The 19688-nt window shown below is 70.5% G+C and carries 14 protein-coding genes; 8 read left to right on the forward strand and 6 right to left on the reverse strand.

The window, feature by feature from the left end:
• Positions 1–193: 193 nt before the first annotated feature.
• From ACFQ7Q_RS15055 to ACFQ7Q_RS15075, 5 genes are all read left to right on the forward strand, one after another.
• Positions 194–1630: a gamma-aminobutyraldehyde dehydrogenase gene (locus ACFQ7Q_RS15055; RefSeq protein ID WP_383554417.1), complete on the forward strand. Its 1437-nt coding sequence runs from the start codon at positions 194–196 to the stop codon at positions 1628–1630.
• 135 nt (positions 1631–1765) lie between these two features.
• On the forward strand, positions 1766–3193 hold the full coding sequence (locus ACFQ7Q_RS15060; protein WP_383554420.1) for a flavin monoamine oxidase family protein: 1428 nt from the start codon (positions 1766–1768) through the stop codon (positions 3191–3193).
• Positions 3194–3262: 69 nt separating this feature from the next.
• A complete protein-coding gene (locus ACFQ7Q_RS15065) occupies positions 3263–4801 on the forward strand; it encodes a flavin-containing monooxygenase (protein WP_383554422.1) in 1539 nt (512 codons plus the stop codon).
• A 12-nt stretch (positions 4802–4813) separates the two neighbouring features.
• A complete protein-coding gene (locus tag ACFQ7Q_RS15070) occupies positions 4814–5725 on the forward strand; it encodes an alpha/beta fold hydrolase (protein WP_383554425.1) in 912 nt (303 codons plus the stop codon).
• Between the two features lie 148 nt (positions 5726–5873).
• Positions 5874–7136 (forward strand): PucR family transcriptional regulator, encoded by a 1263-nt coding sequence (locus ACFQ7Q_RS15075; RefSeq protein WP_383554427.1) that lies wholly within the window; start codon positions 5874–5876, stop codon positions 7134–7136.
• Here ACFQ7Q_RS15075 and ACFQ7Q_RS15080 read toward each other — a convergent pair.
• From ACFQ7Q_RS15080 to ACFQ7Q_RS15090, 3 genes are all read right to left on the reverse strand, one after another.
• Positions 7122–8510, reverse strand: coding sequence for an NAD(P)/FAD-dependent oxidoreductase (locus ACFQ7Q_RS15080; RefSeq protein WP_383554429.1), 1389 nt, complete (start codon positions 8508–8510; stop codon positions 7122–7124). The genes ACFQ7Q_RS15075 and ACFQ7Q_RS15080 overlap by 15 nt on opposite strands.
• On the reverse strand, positions 8507–9010 hold the full coding sequence (locus tag ACFQ7Q_RS15085) for an SRPBCC family protein (protein ID WP_383554432.1): 504 nt from the start codon (positions 9008–9010) through the stop codon (positions 8507–8509). Before ACFQ7Q_RS15085 ends, ACFQ7Q_RS15080 begins: the two co-directional genes overlap by 4 nt.
• Before the next feature lie 86 nt (positions 9011–9096).
• Positions 9097–9699 (reverse strand): TetR/AcrR family transcriptional regulator, encoded by a 603-nt coding sequence (locus ACFQ7Q_RS15090; RefSeq protein ID WP_383554539.1) that lies wholly within the window; start codon positions 9697–9699, stop codon positions 9097–9099.
• Positions 9700–9808: 109 nt separating this feature from the next.
• On the opposite strand from ACFQ7Q_RS15090, the gene ACFQ7Q_RS15095 reads away from it, so the two are divergent.
• The gene (locus tag ACFQ7Q_RS15095; protein WP_383554435.1) at positions 9809–12001 is read left to right on the forward strand and encodes an MMPL family transporter; all 2193 of its coding nucleotides are present in this window, start codon (positions 9809–9811) and stop codon (positions 11999–12001) included.
• Between the two features lie 95 nt (positions 12002–12096).
• Here ACFQ7Q_RS15095 and ACFQ7Q_RS15100 read toward each other — a convergent pair whose 3' ends face one another.
• Together ACFQ7Q_RS15100 and ACFQ7Q_RS15105 are read right to left on the reverse strand one after the other, a co-directional pair.
• Positions 12097–13746 (reverse strand): transporter, encoded by a 1650-nt coding sequence (locus tag ACFQ7Q_RS15100; protein WP_383554438.1) that lies wholly within the window; start codon positions 13744–13746, stop codon positions 12097–12099.
• The gene (locus tag ACFQ7Q_RS15105; RefSeq protein ID WP_383554441.1) at positions 13743–14336 is read right to left on the reverse strand and encodes a hypothetical protein; all 594 of its coding nucleotides are present in this window, start codon (positions 14334–14336) and stop codon (positions 13743–13745) included. The genes ACFQ7Q_RS15100 and ACFQ7Q_RS15105 overlap by 4 nt, the downstream gene beginning before the upstream one ends.
• Positions 14337–14796: 460 nt before the next feature.
• On the opposite strand from ACFQ7Q_RS15105, the gene ACFQ7Q_RS15110 reads away from it, so the two are divergent.
• Positions 14797–15405, forward strand: a complete 609-nt coding sequence (locus ACFQ7Q_RS15110; protein ID WP_383554443.1) for a DNA-binding response regulator — start codon at positions 14797–14799, stop codon at positions 15403–15405.
• Positions 15406–15412: 7 nt separating this feature from the next.
• Here the strand turns inward: ACFQ7Q_RS15110 and ACFQ7Q_RS15115 are convergent, their stop codons facing one another.
• A complete protein-coding gene (locus ACFQ7Q_RS15115) occupies positions 15413–17329 on the reverse strand; it encodes a sensor histidine kinase (protein ID WP_383554446.1) in 1917 nt (638 codons plus the stop codon).
• A 115-nt stretch (positions 17330–17444) separates the two neighbouring features.
• Here ACFQ7Q_RS15115 and ACFQ7Q_RS15120 point away from each other — a divergent pair, with 115 nt between their 5' ends.
• Positions 17445–19367, forward strand: coding sequence for a serine hydrolase domain-containing protein (locus ACFQ7Q_RS15120; RefSeq protein WP_383554449.1), 1923 nt, complete (start codon positions 17445–17447; stop codon positions 19365–19367).
• Positions 19368–19688: the final 321 nt, after the last annotated feature.

Consider the following 19688-nt stretch of genomic DNA (forward strand, 5'->3'; position numbering starts at 1 on the left):
CCTCCTCTGCAGCCGGACCGGTTTCGCGTCCACCGGCCCCTCTCACCCACAACCTGACACGACCTCATCGGGAGGCGGCAGTCGCTCCGGCGGCCGCCGCCCGGTCCCGCCATGCCTCGTGCCGGTCAACGATCCCCCGATTCGCGGTCGTCGAACGCGGCGACCGCGGCCGCGACTGTAAGGAGTCGATTCCGTGAGCAAGCTCAAGACCCTGCGCAACTACGTCAACGGCACATTCACCGATGCGGTGGACGGCCGCACCGTCGACGTCATCGACCCGACGACGGGCGAGGTCTACGCCACCGCGCCGCTCTCGGCCCAGACCGACGTCGACGCGGCCATGGCCGCCGCCGCTGCCGCGTTCGAGACATGGCGTGACGCCACCCCCTCGCAGCGCCAGCTCGCCCTGCTGAAGATCGCCGACGCGATCGAGGCGCATGCCGAGGAGCTCGTGGCCGTCGAGTCCAGGAACACCGGAAAGCCGCTCGCCCTCGCCGCGTCGGACGAGATCCCCGCGATGGTGGACCAGATCCGCTTCTTCGCGGGTGCCGCCCGGATGCTCGAGGGCCGTTCGGCCGGCGAGTACATGGAGGGCATGACCTCCATCGTCCGCCGCGAGCCCGTGGGTGTCTGCGCCCAGGTCGCGCCGTGGAACTACCCGATGATGATGGCCGTGTGGAAGTTCGCCCCGGCCATCGCGGCGGGCAACACCGTCGTCCTCAAGCCGTCCGACACCACCCCGGACTCCACCGTGCTGCTCGCCGGGATCATCGGCGAGATCCTCCCGCCGGGCGTCCTCAACGTCATCTGCGGCGACCGCGAGACCGGCCGCATGATGGTCGAGCACGCCGTTCCGGCGATGGCCTCCGTCACCGGTTCGGTCCGCGCCGGGATACAGGTCGCGGCCTCCGCGGCGAAGGACGTCAAGCGCGTCCACCTGGAGCTGGGCGGCAAGGCCCCGGCCGTCGTCTTCGAGGACACCGACATCGCCAAGGCCGTCGAGGACATCGCCCTCGCCGGCTACTCCAACGCCGGCCAGGACTGCACCGCCGCCACCCGCGTCCTCGTCCACGAGTCCATCCACGACGAGTTCGTCGCCGCCCTGGCCAGGGCCGCCGCCGCGACCAGGACCGGCCTGCCGGACGACGAGGACGTGGTGTACGGCCCGCTGAACAACGCCAACCAGCTGAAGCAGGTCTCCGGCTTCATCGACCGCCTCCCGGCCCACGCCAAGGTCGAGGCCGGCGGCCACCAGGTGGGCGACAAGGGCTACTTCTACGCCCCGACCGTCGTCTCCGGCCTCAAGCAGGACGACGAGATCGTCCAGAACGAGGTCTTCGGCCCGGTCATCACCGTCCAGTCCTTCTCCGACGAGGCCGACGCCGTCCGCAAGGCCAACGGCGTCGAGTTCGCCCTCGCCTCCTCGGTCTGGACGAAGGACCACGCCCGCGCGATGCGGATGTCGCGCGCGCTGGACTTCGGCTGCGTGTGGATCAACACCCACATCCCGCTGGTGGCGGAGATGCCGCACGGCGGCTACAAGAAGTCCGGCTACGGCAAGGACCTCTCGGCGTACGGCTTCGAGGACTACACCCGCATCAAGCACGTGATGACGTCCCTCGAGGGCTAGATCCCCCTCTCCCCAGGCTCACTGTGCAGCCTGCACACCCCGCGCCTCCAAGCCGGAGCAGTTCGGCGTAGAGAGGCGGCCGCCAAGGGCAGCAGGCTGCACAGTGCATCACCGAAAGCCTCGGGAGGAAACACCATGAACTACTCGCTCACACCGCAGAGCGCGGACGTCGTCGTCATCGGCGCCGGCGTCTCGGGTCTCACCGCGGCCCGTCGGCTGACACAGGCCGGTCGTTCAGTGATCGTCATCGAAGCGAACGACCGGGTCGGCGGGCGCACCGTCAACCTCGACGTCGGCGACGGCGTGATCACCGAGGGCGGCGGGCAGTGGGTCGGTCCGGGGCAGGACCGCATCCTGGCCCTGCTGGACGAGCTCGGCATCGAGATCTTCAAGACCTACGTCGAAGGGAAGTCGATCTATCTCCGCAACGGGAAGACCAAGCTCTACAACGGGACGGTCCCTCCCCTCAGCCCCGTCGTCCTCGCCGACTACGCCCAGGCGCAGCTGCGCCTCGAGCGCATGGCGAAGTCGGTACCGCTGGATGCACCGTGGACCGCCAAGAACGCGCGCAAGTGGGACAACACCACGTTCGGCCACTGGCTCGACGCCAACACGTTCACCGAAGAGGTCCGCTCGCTGTTCACCCTCGCGTTCTCCGTGACCGACGGGGAGGACCTCCACAGCACGTCGCTGCTTGTCCAGCTCTCCCGCATCGCGGGCTGCGGCGGGATCGACCATCTGGTCAACATCACCGGCGGAGCCCAGGAATCCCGGGTCGTGGGCGGCACCCAGCTGATCTCCCTCCGGATGGCCGAGCAGCTCGGAGGGCGGGTCGTCCTGGACTCCCCGGTCTCCGAGATCCACCAGGGCGACCAGGGCGTCCTGGTGAGGTCCGAGCGGATCGACGTACGAGCCGACCGGGTCATTGTCGCCATGGCTCCGTCCGACGCCAACCGCATCCGCTTCACGCCCGATCTGCCCACGCGCCGGGCCATGCTCCAGCGGCGGTGGTGCAACGGGACCGAGAGCAAGATATTCGCGGTCTACGACAGGCCGTTCTGGCGGGAGCGGGGCTTCAGCGGCCAGGCGGTCACCGATCTTCCGGTCGCGAGCTACGTCGTCGACAACTCGCCGCCCGACGGCAGCGTCGGCATCCTGCTCACCTTCGTCGGCACGGCCGGCTCCGGTTATGGCCTTCGCTGGACGGACGAGGTCCTGGACGACCCGGAGGCCCGCCGGGCGGCGTTCCTGGCCGACCTGACCACCCTGTTCGGCCCCGAGGCCGCCCGCCCCACCGCGTACCTCGAACAGGACTGGACGCACGAGCCCTGGATCAGCGGATGCGTGAGCTCCCGCCCTCCCGGCGTGATCACCCAGTACACCGACGCCGATCGGCGGCCGGTCGGGCGGATCCATTGGGCCGGTACGGAGACGGCTGTCCTCAATCAGGGCTACATCGACGGTGCGGTGAGCGCGGCCGAGCGGGCCGTCGACGAGGTCCGGCGTGCGGTACGTGTGCAAGATGCACCATCAGCGGCCGCAAGCTGGCGCACGACGGCGTAGTGGCCACCGAATCCTCGCGGGCAAGGTTGGCCACATCGCGAAAGCGAGCCGAACAAGGGGTGAAATCTGATGAGGAAATCGAAGAGCACGACCGAGGAATTCGACATCGTGATCATCGGTGCCGGAATCTCCGGCATCGGCGCCGCCCGCTATGTGACCGAGGCCTTCCCTCACAAGAGGGTGCTCGTCCTCGAAGGCAGGGACGACATCGGGGGCACGTGGGACCTGTTCCGTTATCCCGGCATCCGGTCGGACTCGGATCTGCACACCTTCGGATACGAGTTCAAGGCGTGGAAGGACAGGGCCGCCATCGCCGACGCCCCCCTCATCCGGGACTACCTGCACGAGACCGTCGAGGAGAACCGGCTCGACCGGCTGATCCGGCTCCGGCACCGCGTCGTCTCCGCCCATTGGTCCACCGCGGATGCGGCGTGGACCCTGGCCGTGGAGGTCGACGGCGCGGCGGGCGAGGAGCCGACGCGCAAGGAGATCAAGACGAACTGGGTCTTCGCCGGCACCGGCTACTACCGCTACGACGAGGGGTACACGCCCCACTTCGAGGGCCGTGAGGACTTCACCGGCGACATCCTGCATCCGCAGCACTGGCCCGAGGGCTACGACTACGCGGGCAAGAAGGTCGTGGTGATCGGCAGCGGAGCCACGGCGATCACGATCGTCCCGTCGATGGCGACGGGCCCGGGCGCGGCCGCGCACGTGACGATGCTGCAGCGCACGCCCACCTATGTGCTGCCGGCTCCGCGGGTGGACTCCCTGGCGCTGCTGCTGACCCGGTTCTTCGGCGAACAGCGGGGGTACGCCCTGACCCGCTTCAAGAACATCTGGATGGACCGCGGGATCGTGGTCGGCCTCCGCAAGTACCCCCGTGCGGGACGGGCGTTGATCCGCTACGTCAACAAGAAGGCGCTCCCGGAGGGCTTCGACGTCGACACGCATTTCAACCCTCCGTACAAGCCGTGGGACCAGCGTCTGTGTCTGGCGCCGGACGGGGACTTCTTCAAGGCGATCAGGGACGGCCATGCCGATGTGGCCACGGACAAGATCGTCCGTTTCACCGGGAACGGAATCCTGCTGGAATCCGGCCGCGAGCTGGAGGCCGATGTCATCGTCACCGCGACCGGCCTGAACATGCGCGTGCTGGGAGGAATCAGCCTCTTCAAGGACGGCGAACCCATCGACACCTCGCAGGCGATCGCCTATCGCGGAACGCTGATGTCGGGGATTCCCAACTGGGCCATGGCCGTCGGATACACGACCTCGTCATGGACCTTGAAGATCAGCCTCGTCTGCCGCTACTTCTGCAGTCTGGTCCAGCACATGGACGCGTTCGGCCACGACACCGCGGTCGCCGTGGCCGAGCCCGGCATGGAGACGCGGCCCGTCATGGACATCAGCGCCGGATACGCGCAGCGCTCCAGCGGCATCACCCCGCGACAGGGGACGAAGCAGCCCTGGAAGATGGCGCTGTCCTACCCGGAGGACGCCAGGCTGCTGCGGGGACCGCTGTTCGACGAGAGCCTGCGGTTCAGCTCTCGCGCCGACCAGACGTTCCGGGAGCCGGCACGGACCGCCCCGCACGTCGGCGCGTAGAGGGGTGGGTCGATGTCCACGACGAGCAGAGCCACCACCCCTTCACACGATCGTTTCATCCGGCTGCCGAACGGCACCCGGGTCTGCTACCGCCTCGACGGCGAGGCCGGTGCGCCGCCGGTCCTGCTGCTCGGCGGTCTCGGCGAGGACCTCACCGCGTGGTCGCCGCGATTCGTGAGCACCCTCGCCTCGCACGGACACCTCGTCATCCGCATGGACAACCGGGACTGCGGCCGGTCGACGTTCGTCCCGGACCCGCCGCCGAGCGTCCTCCGTCAGCTGCTCGTACGGCCCCGCGACGACGCGTACACGCTGGCCGACCTCGCCACGGACGGTGCGTTGCTGCTGGAGCACCTGGGCGTCGGGCCGGCCCACCTGGTGGGGAGGTCGATGGGCGGCATGATCGCGCAGTCGATCGCCGCGCGATTCCCCGACAGCACGAGGTCACTGGTCTCGATCTACTCGACGACCGGCGATCCCAAGGTCGGCCGGCCGGCCGCTTCCACCAAGCTGCTTCTGGCGAGCCCGCCGCCCCGCACCCGGGCACAGGCGGTCCGGGCGCACCTGCGGCTCACCGCCCACCTGGCCGGGGCGCGCTATCCGGCGGACGAGGTTGCCGAGGCCGCCCACGCGGTCAGCACCTGGGATCGGACAGCCGGTGACGGGGCTGCCGGCATCGCTCGCCAGATCCAGGCGATCCAGGCGTCGGGAGACCGTACGGCGCAGCTGGGCGGTGTCAGCGCCCCGGCCCTCGTCATCCACGGCGACCGTGACCTCATGGTCCATCCGACGGGCGGCCAGGCCACCGCCATGGCCGTCGCGGGTGCGAGGCTGGTCGTCGTCCCGGGCATGGGCCACCATCTTCCGGACTCCCTGGCGGATCACGTGATCACCGAGATCGCCGGCCACATCGCGCGCACGTAGCGGACCTCCGGCCGGACGCGTACGAACGCGGGCGCCGCGGCCCGGCGTTGGGCACCGAGGCCTCCTGCGATCGGTGCCCCGCCGGGCCGTCCGGCGTGGCCGGGCCCGCCTGACACCGAGCCTGGGGGCGATGGTGCACCATGCACATATGGACGAGACCGGACCGGCTCCGGAAGGAGCACCGGAGGCCGAGGAACTGTGGCCTCCGCCGCGGGAGGCGGTGGGTGCGCTGATGCGCACTGTCGCCGAGCGGCTCCTGCAGGCGTCCCCCGGGATCGTCGACGAGCTGCTGGCGGCCTCGCAGAGAGGCACCCGGTACCGGGCGATCGTCGACGATCCGGTCCTCGCCGAGAGCGACCGGCGCATGAACAAGGCCAGTGTGGTGCACTGGCTCACCGCGAACATGCACAGCCCGGGGCGGCGGGTGCCGCCCCTGGTCGAGCAGGAGAGCCTGGTCTTCGCCCGCGATCTGGTGCGGCGGGGCATGGACATCAACGACCTCGGCTCCTGGCGGGCGGCGCAGCGGGCCGCGTGGCGCCTGTGGATCGACGCCTGTTTCGCGGCCACGGACGACCGCGACGACCTGCGGGACCTGTTGGAGGTGTCGGCGTACTCGATAGCGACCTACGTCGACGACTCGATCGGCGCGCTGTCCGCCCACATCGACGAGGAACGCCAGGACCTCGCCCGCGGCGTACAGGCCGAACGTCAGGCGACGGTCCAGCTGCTGCTCGAAGGTGCCCCGATCAGCCGCGCGCGGGCGGAGGCCCAGCTCGGGTACGCCCTGACCGGCGACCACGTCGCGGCGATCGTGTGGGTCGACACCATCGAACGGGCACACCGTCTGGAGCCCGCGGCGGAACGGGTGATGCGAGCCTGCGGTGCCCATCGTCGGCTGACGCTCGTCGCGAGCACGGCCGCCCTGTGGCTCTGGATGCCCGCCGGCCGTACCCCGCCCGTGGCGGTCATCGAGCGTGAGCTTGCCGACCTGCCGGGCGTACGGGTGACGCTGGGGCGGCCGGGGAAGGACCTGGAGGGGTTTCGTCGCAGCCACCTCGACGCCGCCGCCTCGCAGCGGGTCCTGGCCCGCCTGGGTTCCGTACGCGCCGTCGCACGCTACGAGGACATCCAGCTGGTGTCCGTCCTGACGGCCGACCTGGCGCAGGCGGAGCAGTTCGTCACCGACACACTCGGGGAACTCGCCACAGCGGACAGCCAGCTGCGCGAGACGGTGCTCGCCTACGTGAGCGAACGGTTCAACGCGTCGAGCACCGCGGAGCGCCTGTTCACCCACCGGAACACCGTCGAACGCCGCCTCGCCCGCGCCGATCAGCTGCTGCCGCTGCCGCTGGGCCAGAACGCGCCCGGTGTCGCCGCCGCGTTGATGCTCGTACAACTACGCGAAGGGTGACCGGCGGGGGTGAGGAGTGCGCGGATCAGCGCTCCCGTCGGGGGATCGGCTCTCCCGGCGGCCGAGCCGGTCCGACAGCCTGTCCACCGCCCAGGCGGCACGCACCGCGAGGGCGCTGGAGGCGGGGGAGGGCGAGAACCACGGTCGCCGGCGCCACAGGGTCTCCAGATCCTCGTGGGGGGCGTCACCGGCGAGTCGGTCGGCGAGCAGGGCGCCGAGGTAGGGCGCCTGGGCGAGGCCGTGTCCGTTGCAGGCGATGGCGTAGGAGACGTTGTCGGTGGCTTCGCCCACCACCGGCAGCCAGGACGGGGTCATCGCGATCCATCCGCCCCACGCGCGTCGCGGTTCGACGTCGCTCAGGGTGGGGAAGCGCTGCCGGAAGGCGCGCACCAGGTCGGCGGTGACGCGCGGATCGACCTCGCGGGCGCCGAGGGCACCACGGGCGACCTCCGGCCGGCGGACGCCGAAGAGGATCGTGTTCCGTGGGGTGATGCGGTAGCTCTCCAGGACGAGATGGTGGGTGGAGATGCCGACGCGGCTCGTCCAGCCGGTCGCCCGCAGGCGCTCGGGGGCGATGGGTTCGGTCTCGACGAGGGAGACCCACAGCGGTGCGGTCATCCGGGGCGGGGCGATCGCGAGGTCGCGGGAGTGCGCGTTGTTGGCGATCACGACGCGCTCCGCCCGGATCCGCCCGTTCGGCGTGGTGACCACGATGCCGGCGCGGCCGGGCCGGATCGATCCGACCGGGCTGTTCTCGAAGACCTTGGCACCTGACATCAGCACTGCGTCGCGCAGACCGCGAGCGTACTTGCCCGGATTGATCAGTCCGCCCGCCCGTTCGAAGATCCCGCCGAGGAAGGCGTCCGGAAGCCCGAACTCGCGGCCGTCGACGAACTCGGCGTCGGCCCCGGCGTCGACCAGAATCCCGGCGTTGTGCCGCGACCGCTTCAGCTGCCCCTCGGTCACGGCGGCTATGACGTTGCCGGTGCGTTCGTAGTCGCACTCGATCCCGTGCCGTTCGATCAGGCCGTTCGAGAACTCGACCGAGGAATCGGCGAACCGGATGGCCCTGCGCAGCCGTCGCGGGTGGAGGGCGGCCAGCATCCGGGCATCCCCGGCGAGGGTGTTCGTCAGGTATCCGGCGTTGCGTGAGGCCGCGCCCCAGCCGCAGAACTGCGCATCCAGCAGGGCCACGTCGATGCCCCGTTCGGCCAGTCGCAAGGCGGTGCCCATGCCGAGGTAGCCGCCGCCGACGACCGCCACGTCGGTGTCGACCACGCCCTCCAACGCCGGCGCGGGGTCGGAGGGGCGATCGATCCATCCGCTGAACGACGAGTGCCGGATCCCTGCTGTCCCCATGCCGTCGACAGTCATGCTGCGTCTCCACTCCTGTTCGAGGCCACGGCCTGGCGGGCGGCGAGCTGCTCCAGACCGGCCAGGGACGTCGTGAACTCCGCGACGAGCATGCCTTTCAGCAGGCGCGCCGCGATCCGGTTGAAGCCCTTGAAGGGGAGCCCGAGCGACGACCCGTAGGTGACGTGGGTGTGTTCCGCTCCGGACGGGTCGAGCATCGGCTGGAACCGCAGGAAGGGACGGACCTCGCTGACACCGGGGAATCCCTTCCCCGTGAACGTCCGCTCGCGGTGGTGGTCGCTGCTGAGCAGCGTCCACGTCGTGATGGACGTCCAGGGGCCGAGCACGACGCTCCGCTCCTCGAAGCTCTGGCCGACCTCCAGCCTGTGGTCGGCCCGGGTCACCCTCTGCACGTTGTTGCACCACTCGGCGTTGCGGCGCGGGTTGCTGGCGACCGCCCATACAGCTGATACGGGGACCGGCATCAGCCGGGAGGCGCTGAATTCGTAGAAGGTTGGCATGCCTCAACAGTGCCGAGGCCGCTAATCCCCCCTCTACGCAGGAGTGCACCGGGGCGTGCCGGGTGGTGCGACAGAGTGCACTGCCGTCACTCCGGGGCCGAGCCGCCGCCGGTCGCCAACCCGCCGACGAGGTCCGCGACGAGGTTCGCGGCCTGGCTCCGGGCCTGTTCGGGGTCGTCGGACTCCGCGATCGTGAGCGCCAGTTCGGTGAGGGCGCCGTAGAACGCTCCGGCGATCAGCTCGGCCGGGTAGGACCGGACCCGGCCGGCTGCCAGCGCCGCGTCGACGATGCCGAGGAGCAGACCGCCGAGGTGACGCTGGTCCAGCTCCCGCCAGCGCGGCCATCCCAGGGCGATGGGGCCCTGCTGGAGCACGATGTGCCGGTACGTGGGCTCGGTGCAGACGTCGAGGAGTGCGCGGACGGCTCGATCGGCGCGTTCGAGCGGGTCCGTGAGGGTGGCGACCGCCGTGCTGATGCGCTCGGTGGCCTGGCGCTCCTGTTCCTCGAAGACGGCCTCGAACAGGCCGGGCTTGCCGTTGAAGTGGTGGTACAGCGCACCGCGGGTCAGTCCGGCCGTGCGCACCAGTTCCTCGGCCGAGACGGCCGAGAAGTCCCGTTCGGTGAAGAGGCGCAGGCCCGTGTCGAGCAGGGCCCGGCGAGTGTTCTCCGCGTACTTGTCTCTCAGCATTTCCACCCGGCATGAATATCACATACAGTCTGTATGTCAGATGCGTTTTGAATGAGCGGTGATCGCTGCCCGCCTGCGCGTCGTCCCTTCCTCATCTCTGGAGTCACCCATGGCTGTCCTGCTGTACCGGCTGGGCCATAGCGCCTACACGTACCGAAAGCTCGTCCTCGGCGTGTGGCTGGCGGTGATGGCCGCTCTCATCGCCTGCGTCGGCGTCTTCGGAGGCAGTCCCGACGACCGCTTCTCCGTGCCCGGGACCGAGTCGCAGCGGGCGCTGGACCACCTTCGCGAGACGCTGCCCGAAGTCGTCGGCGCGAACGCGCAGATCGTGTTCTCCGCACCCGAGGGCCAGAGGATCACTGATTCCCGGTACGGTGCCGCTCTCGCGCAGGCCGCTGCGGCGGCTCAGAAGGCGCCGCAGGTCAGCGCCGTGATCGAGCCCGCCGCCTCCGGCGCCGTCTCGCCGGACGGGACTACGGCGATCGTCCAAGTGCTGTACCCGGTCGAGTACGTCGACGTCGAAGCCCCGTCCGTAGAGGCGATCGAGGACATCGCCGAGGACGCCGAGCGTGACGGGCTGGAGACTTCGGTCGGCGGCACCGTCTACGCCAGCTCGGGCATCCATATCGGCCCCTCGGAGATCGTCGGCGTGGCCGTCGCGGTCATCGTGCTCGTCGTGACCTTCGGCTCGCTGCTCGCCGCCGGGATGTCGCTGGCGTCCGCCCTCCTCGGCGTCGCCGTGGGACTGACCGGACTGCTCGCCCTGACGCCGCTGCTGGGCGTCTCCTCGACCGCCCTCACCCTCGCGCTCATGCTGGGCCTGGCCGTAGGCATCGACTACGTGCTGTTCATCCTGGCCCGGCACCGGCAGCAGCTCGCGCGGGGCGCCGAACCGCAGGAGTCCATCGCCCTGGCTGTGGGAACGGCCGGCAGCGCCGTCGTGTTCGCCGGCAGCACGGTGATCATCGCGCTCGCCGCCCTGAGCGTCATCGGCATTCCATTCCTGACCACCATGGGTCTGGGCTCTGCGGGGGCGGTGCTCATCGCCGTCCTGGCCGCGATCACCCTGACACCGGCGCTCGCGGGCTTCGCCGGAGCGCGCCTGGCCCCCTCGCCCGGCAGCCTCGCCGCCCGGCGGGCGGCCGACGCGGACAGCGGCAAGCCCGGTGTGGGCACCCGCTGGATCCGTACGGCCGTCAAGAAGCCCCTGATCACCATCCTCGTCGTCACGGGCGTCCTCGCCGCGATGGCACTGCCGGCCGCCGGCCTGCGCCTGGCCCTGCCCGACAACGGCTCGGCCCCGACCGGTTCCACCGAGCGCACCGCCTATGACATCGTCGGCGACAAGTTCGGACCAGGCTTCAACGGCCCCCTGCTGGTCCTGGTCGACTCTCGCGACGGGTCCGGCGGCAAGGCCGGGCCCGAGGTGGCGCAGCGGCTGCAGAGCCTGAAGGGGGTCACGGCGGTACTGCCGCCCGAGCCCACCCGCGACCCGGCGCAGTCCGTCGTGCAGGTCATCCCGGCGAGCAGCCCCGAAAGCACCGGGACCGACCGGCTCGTCCGGGACATCCGGGAGGCGGCGTCCGGCATCGAGAAGACCACCGAGACCTCCCTCGCCGTCACCGGTACCACCGCCGTCACCATCGACCTGTCCAACCGGCTCGGCGACTCGCTGCTGCCCTTCGTGCTGATCGTCGTCGGGCTGAGCCTGGTCCTGCTGACCGTCGTCTTCCGTTCACTGCTCATTCCGGTGAAGGCCGCTCTCGGGTTCCTGCTCTCGGTGGCCGCTTCGCTGGGTGCCGTGGTCGCGGTCTTCCAGTGGGGCTGGCTCGCCGACCTGATCGGCGTCCCGCACACCGGACCGGTCGTCAGCTTCCTGCCGATCATCCTGATCGGGGTGCTGTTCGGCCTCGCGATGGACTACGAGGTGTTCCTGGTGTCCGGCATACGAGAGGAATGGGTTCACACGGGCCGGGCGCGCCGGTCGGTGGTCGACGGGGTACGGCACAGCGTGCGGGTCGTCACGGCCGCGGCGCTGATCATGTTCACGGTCTTCGCGGGGTTCGTCCCCCTGGACGACGCCCTGATCAAGCCCATCGCCTTCGCCCTGGCGGTGGGTGTGGTGATCGACGCCTTCGCCGTCCGTATCACCCTCGTGCCCGCCGTGCTCGCGCTCGCCGGCCGGTACGCCTGGTGGCTGCCGAAGGAGCTCGACCGGCTCCTGCCCGACCTCGATGTGGAAGGCACGAGCCTGCGAAAGCCCCCGGTCGGGAAGCATGCGAAGCCCAGGGAGCGCGTCTGAGGCGGAGGCCGCGGAGCCGCCGCCGTCAAGTGATCGACGGCGGCGGTCCTTGTCGCGGGGGCGGTCTCGCACCGCCGTCGACCCGTCCGCAAAGGCTACTTGGGGTCCCCGGCCCCGATCTCGTGTCCCGTGAGGACGCGGTGCTCGACGTGCTGGAAATCGCGTGCGGAACCTTCCGACGAGGTGATGCTGCCGAGCCACCCGAGGAAGAAGGCCGCCGGTACGGACACCAGGCCCGGGCTCTGCAGCGGATACCAGTTGAACTCCGCCTCGGGCCACACCGCGTACGCGGTCCCGGAGACGGTGGGAGAGAAGACCGTGAGCGCGACACAGAGCAGCAGCCCGCCGTAGACGGACCACAGGAGCCCTCGACGGTTGAATCCGCGCCAGAGGAAGGAGTAGAGCAGCACGGGGAAGACACAGGTCGCGGCCACGCATGTGGCGAAGGTGACCAGGAACTCGACCGGATACCGATGGGTGGCGACGGCCAGCGATACGCCTGCCAGGCACAGGACGGCAACGCCCGGACGCAGCGCCCACACCTCGCCTGCGCTCGTGTCCGAACGCCCGGTTCGTACGGCCCGCGGAGCGAGCACGTCGTGGGCGAAGGAGACGGCGGCGGCGAAGGCCACGCTGGTCACGGTCGTGAGCACGGCGAGGAAGGCGACACAGGCCACGAGGGTGATGAGCGCGCTGCGCGCGGTGGAGTGGTCGGGGAGCACGCCGGCGGCCAGCAGGATCGGTGACGCTTGCCCCATGGCGTCGACGGACCGGATGGTGCCGCTGCCCACCACGGCCGCCGCGGCGAAGCCGGTCGTCGTGAGCAGCAGGACGAAGGCGCCGACCAGTCCCGTGGCGATGCTCATGGACCGGCGCGCCGAGCGCCCCGTGCGGGACGCGCCGACACGCAGGATCAGCTGAGGCGCCACAGCCGTACCGAGGATGACGACCACGTGACCGCTCAGAGCGTTGAGCGGCTCCAGGTCCGCCGAGAAGACCCAGAGTCCAGGGCTCAGATAGTCGTCCGGAGCCACGCTGTCGTTCACCGCGGCCGTGAGCAGGGCTTCGGGGTCCCAGTCGAACTTCCCGAGGGCCAGCAGCGTGACCACTGCCAGCGTCAGCAGTGTCAGGGGTACCTTCACGACCTGCATGAAGCTCGTGCCCCGGAGATCGCCCACCGCCGCGAAGCACACGACGAGACACCCCATCAGCACCGTGCAGATCACCTGGACATGACTGGCCGACATGCCGATCAGAAAGGCGGCGCTGATACCGGCCGCCCGCAGTTGGATGGTGATCAGGGGAAGGGTGACGATCAGCGTCACCACGGCCGCGGCGATGCGAGGAGCCGTGCCCGACGCGCGCAGGCCGAACAGGCCCCCCAACGTGTACCGGCCACTGTTGCGGATCTTCTGGGCGAGCAGCAGCAGGACGCCGAGGGTGATCAGGCCGTCGATGGCGGCCGTGTACCCGTCGTATCCGAACAGGGCGATGGCGCCCGGGACGGTCAACAGGGTGATGACGGATATCTGCTCGCCCGCCATGGCGAACCCGTTGAAGAGGGGCGAGAGGGATCGGCCGGCGAGGTAGAGCTTCTCCGGATGGTCTTCCTTCGTGGTGAGGGTGATGAGCCACAGCAGAGACAGGCCGATGAAGACGAGGAATGCCGTGATCACGGGGCCTCGTGCGCCGGAACCGATGGAGGCGGCGATCCCCTGGTCCGAGCTCAGGAGGTAGGGGGTCATCGATCCACCGCCCGCCGTCCGTTGATGCGATGGGCGCCGAACGTCAGTGTCGCGGCGTCGGGGAGGCCGGACGTCAGGGACTCCTCAAGCGGATCGCACGTGCGCGCGGAACGCGTCTCGTACCGCCATGCGGTGGCGACGAGGAGGCCGCATTGCAGCAGCCCCCAAAGCAGACCGACGGTGAGCTGTCCGAACACCGGTACTGCGGGGACGTCCGTGAAGGAGGACAAGGAGATCCCGGCGGCAAGGGGAACGCCGTTGGCGACGAGGAATCCGCGTTGGGCACGGTGCACGTGTTCGCGCAGGCGCGCGCTCTGCTGCAGCTGCCGGGCGTCGAGCGGCGATCCCGGCGTCGGCGGGGGTGGCTGAGGGGACACGGAACCTCCGGGTTGTGAAGGGGCGTGCGGGACGGGCTCGGGTGCGGCGATCAGGGGAACGGCCGGCATCGGCGGCGGCAGACCCGGGTCTTCGGTGCGCTCGGACGCGGCCGCTCTGGTCGGCACCCACCCACTCGCCTGCGCAAGGGAAGAGGTGGTGTCCGAGAGCGCCGCCCGCAACGGATCGTGCAGCATGAATATCACATTCGGCATGTATGTGAGATGCGCATGGTGTGATCAATCGACGTGGGCAGCCGCGCCGCATCGATCTGGCGATGCGTCAGGGCGGTCGGCGATCGGTCGGCGTGAGGTCTGCAACACCTGGGGGCGGCCGACCCGACATGCGAATCGCTGTGGGCTCCGAAGACCGCCCTTGACCTGCGCGAAACAGGCAGGGGGCGGACACTGACATCTGGGTGTTTCCGCAGGTCAGCGGCGTGCTGTCGCGGGCCAGGTCAGCAAGTGGTCAGCATCGGTCCCGATCAGGTCCGGCCGTTACACCGCGCACCGGCCCACGATCACGTCAGGCCCTGAGCCCGAGCCTGGGGCCGAGCCTGGCAGCTGCCGCGGCCCGCCAAGCCGGGCAGGCTCCACCACGCTCCGGACGGATTGCCGACGATCAGTGGGCCGAGCCCTACCGCCGTCGGCCGTTACGATCTTCCGGGGAGGGACTGTGATCCGCATTTTGCTGGCCGAGGACATGCACATGATCCGTGGGGCGCTGGCCGCCCTGCTGGGTCTGGAGCCTGACATGGACGTCGTCGCCGAGGTGGCCCGCGGGGATGCCGTCGTCTCCGCCGCCCTCGCCCACCACCCCACCGTCGCGGTGCTCGACCTGGACATGCCCGGCGCCGACGGACTCTCTGCCGCCCGCGACCTCGGGGCCGCGCTTCCCGACTGCCGGATCCTGATCCTCACTGCGTTGGGCCGGCCCGAGGCACTGAGGTCGGCACTCGCCGCCCGGGTGGGCGGGTTCATGCTCAAGGACGCCCAGCCGGCTCAGCTTGCCGCCGCGATCCGCCGCGTGGCCGCGGGGGAGCACGTCATCGATCCGCGATTGGCTGCCGCAGCGCTCACTGCCAAGGAGAGCCCGCTCACCCCACGCGAAACCGACGTGCTGCGGCTGGCCGCCACTGGCGCCGAGCTCGACGAGATCGCCCGCGAGTTGCACCTCTCGCAGGGCACCGTACGAAACTATCTTGGCGCGGCCGTCACCAAGCTCGATGCCCGCAACCGGCTCGACGCGGTGCGGATCGCCCGGGAGCACGGCTGGTTGGGGTGACACGGCGTCATACGACGATGGAGACGGGAGCGGATTCCAGACGGACGGTCAGGACATAGCCGCGGCCGTCCGGGGCGGGCCCGGCCTCCAGGATCCCGCCGAGTGCGGCCGCGCGCTCACGAAGATTCCTCAGCCCGTTGCCGCCGGTACCCGCTTGGTCGCCTTCCCCTCGTGGCGGCAGGGGAACCGCACGGCCGTCGTCCGCCACCCGCAGTAGCCCGGGGCCGAAATCCACCTCGCACCGGCGAGCTCCCGCCGCGTGGCGCAGGACGTTCGTGACAGCCTCCCGCAACACCGTGGCGAACAGCGCCTCCCGTGCCCCGTCCGCCTCGCCCCGTACCTGCATGGCGACGCCCGCGGCGGCCAGTATCCTCCGGGCGGAGGCCACTTCCTCGGCCAGAGTGATGTCCGGGCTTTCCCCCGGGATCGCCCGAAGGTCCGCCAGAGCCCGGTCCGCCAGCGCCGCCGCATCGACGAGATGCCGATCGGCCCGCTCCCGGTCAGGGTCGTGGACCGCCAGCTCGCCTTTCAGGGCAATCGCCGACAGCCCGTAGCCCAGGAGGTCGTGGACGTCCCGGGCGATGCGGCGGCGCTCCCGCGCCACGGCCAGCGCTGCCAGTGCTCCGCGGGCCTCCCGCACCTGGTGGACAAGGCCGGTGAGCAGGGCAAGGCCGTAGAAGACGGAAGCGATCACCACGATGTCCAGCAGGAGGAGAACGGTGCCACGAGCCCCGGGCCCGTCCGGCCCCAGCAGCATGGCGATCGCTGCCAGTGCGATCAGCGCCCCGGCCGCCGGCCGGGCGGTACGCCCGGGAAGGACGATCAGCACCGAGGCGGCCGCGAAACCCACCAGTTGAGGGTACGGCCCGTCCGGAGCGGCCAGCATGCCCAGGGCGATGGTGAGCTGCACGCCCAGTGTCCACGCGACGTACGGGGGACGCACACCCGGCGGACGCGGGAGGGAGTGGTACGCCTGCAGTCCGACCACAACCCCCAACGCGGCCGCGTACACGAGGACCCGCCCGCCCGGCACCCCGGTACCGAGCAGGAACGCAGTGCCCACGATCAGGTACTCGACGTGGGTGGCGACCACGATGGGCCACACGAGCCGGGGTGCCAGGGCACCCCGAGGGATGTCAGCCACGTCGGCCGACTGCACCGGCGGAGCGGTGCGCACGCGCTCCGTCGCCGCCCGCGCGACCGTCACGAGTTCCCGCGCCGCCCGCGTACCCTGCCCGGCCAGCCGGGTGATCTCCGCCAGGGCCGTTCCCAGCGCCGCGTCCAGGTTGCGGCCGGCGCGCTCCCGCTCGGCTGTGACCAGGGCCTCCGCCAGTGCACCACGGGTGACGTGGAGTTCGGTGTAGAGGTCGGTCAGCCGGGTCAGCGCATAGATGATCAATCCGTGGGCGAGGGCGTTGCCGATGCCGTTGAGGACGGAATGGATACTGCCGTCGCCGGGTGCGAGCGGCCCCGCCGCCAGCACGACGACCGTGAACAGAGCCCATCGGGCGTGCCGTTCGACGACCAGCAGCACGGAGGCGCCGAGGAATCCGGGCAGCCCGGACCAGGGTGTGAGGAGGATCTGCGCGGCGAGGGTCCAGGCCCCGCGCAGCCGCCGCGTCGACGGCAGGCAGGTGGCCAGCTGGAGCAGCAGCATCGGTACGGCGGCCGGGCGTGGCAGGACGACGCCGGGCTCGAAGGAGAAGCCGAGAATGACGACGACGAGGATCACCGATACGACCGCCGGCGTCGGACCGGCGTCGGCATCGGTATCGGTGAAAGGTCCGGATCCCAGGCCGTGCTCCTCCCGGGCCGGGCCACCGGCCGGCTCGCCCGGCGGGCCGGCGGCCTCCCCGATTCCGGGCTCGGTGCCTCCGGCCCCGATTCTCCGCCCGCGCCGAAACGCCCAGCCCCACACGTTCATGAGGTCACGTTAGACGCACGCTCGTGCGCCGTACCCGCCCCACCCATGTGAAATACACATCGGCCGATGCGCCTCACACTGCCGCCGACCGGTCCCCGGACGAGATCGTCGACGTATGCGTACGACCTCGACACGGACCCTCACCACGATGGCCGCCACGATCACGATCACCTCCGCCGCGCTGCTCTCCGTCGCGGTCCCCGCTCACGCTGCCGCTCCGCCCCGTCTCGACTCCCTCGTCGACTCCGCCGTTGCCGACTACCTGGAGCACGACCGCATCCCCGGCGCAGCCGTCACCGTCGTGGCCGGCGGCCGGACCGTCCTGGCCAAGGGCTACGGCGTCGCCGACGTCCGCTCCCGGACGCCGGTCGACCCGCAGCACACCGGCTTCTTCCTCGGCTCACTCGCCAAGCTGTTCACGGCGCAGGCCGCCTCCCAGGTCGTCGCCGAGGGGGAGGTCGACCCGAAGGCAGACGTCAACGACCACCTCCGTGCGCTCACCGTCCCCGACACGTACCCCGGACACCCCGTCACGCTGGACCAGCTCCTCACCCACACCGCGGGGTTCGACAGCGACCTCGTGGGCCGCAACAGAACCGGAGCGAGCGACGTCGAACCGCTCGCCGAAAGCCTCGTGACGCGCCGCCCGCCCCGGGTCCGTGCCCCGGGCGTGATCGCCGCCTACGACAACTACGGCTACGCGCTCGCGGGCCAGCTCGTCGCAGATGTCTCCGGCCAGTCCTTCCCCGACTATGTGGCCGAGCACATTCTGAAGCCTCTGGGCATGACGGGTTCCACGTTCGCCCAGCCGCAGCCGGCCCCGATCGCCGCCGGCCTCGCCCGCGGCTACCGACCCAGCGGTACGTCCGGCTGGACGCAGGACGAGGGCCAGTACGGCGCGTGGAGCCCGACCGGGCCCGGGGCGGTCAGCACCGCCGTCGACATGGGCCGCTGGATGACCGGGCAGCTCACCGACGACACAGAGGCGAACCGCCTCATGCAGCGTGTGCACTACCGGCAGGATCCCCGCATGCCCGGCCTGGGATACGGATTCGAGGAGTGGCGACGCGGCGGGCACACCGGGTGGTTCAAGGACGGCGACATCCCCGGCTTCCACTCCAACCTGCTGCTCGTCCCCGGCCACGACGTGGGCGTGTTCGTCGTCTTCAACGGCGACGGCACGGAGGGACGCGCCTCCTGGGACGGCAAGGACCTGATCAACCGGATCGTGGACGCCCTCGTCCCGGACGAACCCGCATCCGACGCCCCCGACGCCGCGACGGATCCGTCCCTCGACTCCTACATCGGCTCCTACCGCCCGGCCCGGGTCAGCCGCACCAGTCTCATGGCCGTGGAGGGCCTGGTCGCGCGTGTCACCGTCCGGAAGGACGGCAAGAACGGCCTGCGCACCACCGGACTCTCCCTCGACCCCGCCCAGCCCGAACAGAGCTGGCTCGCGCTCGGCGACGGCCTGTTCCAGGAGCGCGGCGGAAGCCGCGCGACGCTGGCCTTCGCCAAGGGCGGCGTGCTCGTCTCGTCGGCGGTGCCTTCGACCGCCTACGAGAAGCTGGCATGGCGTCAGTCTCCGGCTCTGCACCTGGGATTGCTTGGAATCAGTACGGGCATGCTGGTACTCGCCGTGATCGCCTTTCCCGTAATCGCCCTGGTACGGCGGCTCAGGGGCCGGACCCCGCACCCTCCCGCAGCGCGAGCCGCTCGCGCTACGGCCACGGCGACCGGGCTGACCGCGGTCGCGTTCACCGCGGCACTCGCCGTGGTCGTCTCGGACAGCAACGCGATGATGGAAATGGTGCCGTTGGGGTCGCCCCTGCTGTCCACCGTGACGGCGCTGGGTACAGCACTCGTGCCGTTGGCGCTGGGTGTGGTGGCGGGGGCGATCGCGGCCTGGCTGCGCGGTTGGTGGAACGTCACCGGCCGCATCCTGTTCACCGTCACCGCGGCGGCCGCGGTCACCATGGCGAGCATGCTGCTCCAGTACCACCTTGTGGGCAGCCCGTTCGCCTGGCTGGCCAAGTGAACTCCCGGAACGCCGCAGCACGGTCGGGCGGGGCCCCGGCCCGTGCGTGCCCGGCCGGTCGCCCACCCCCGGAACGGTCGGTATTCCTGGCAGGCAAGCTGGTCCAGGCATGGTCCGGATCTTGGTGCTATCCCAGGCAGTGCTGGCTCGAGGCACCGGCGTACGGGACGGTGGGCCCCGACCGACGCATCAAGTGGTACGACAACTCATCCGATCGGGGCCAGACCTGCGGATCCCCATAACTGGACGGCGAAAGTCAGCACCGAACCCGCGTGGCCGGGCGCGGGGTGCGGCAGATCCCCGCGGACCGGCCGCGCCGCC

It is taken from the genome of Streptomyces sp. NPDC056527, assembly GCF_042794475.1.
Classification (GTDB): Bacteria; Actinomycetota; Actinomycetes; order Streptomycetales; family Streptomycetaceae; genus Streptomyces.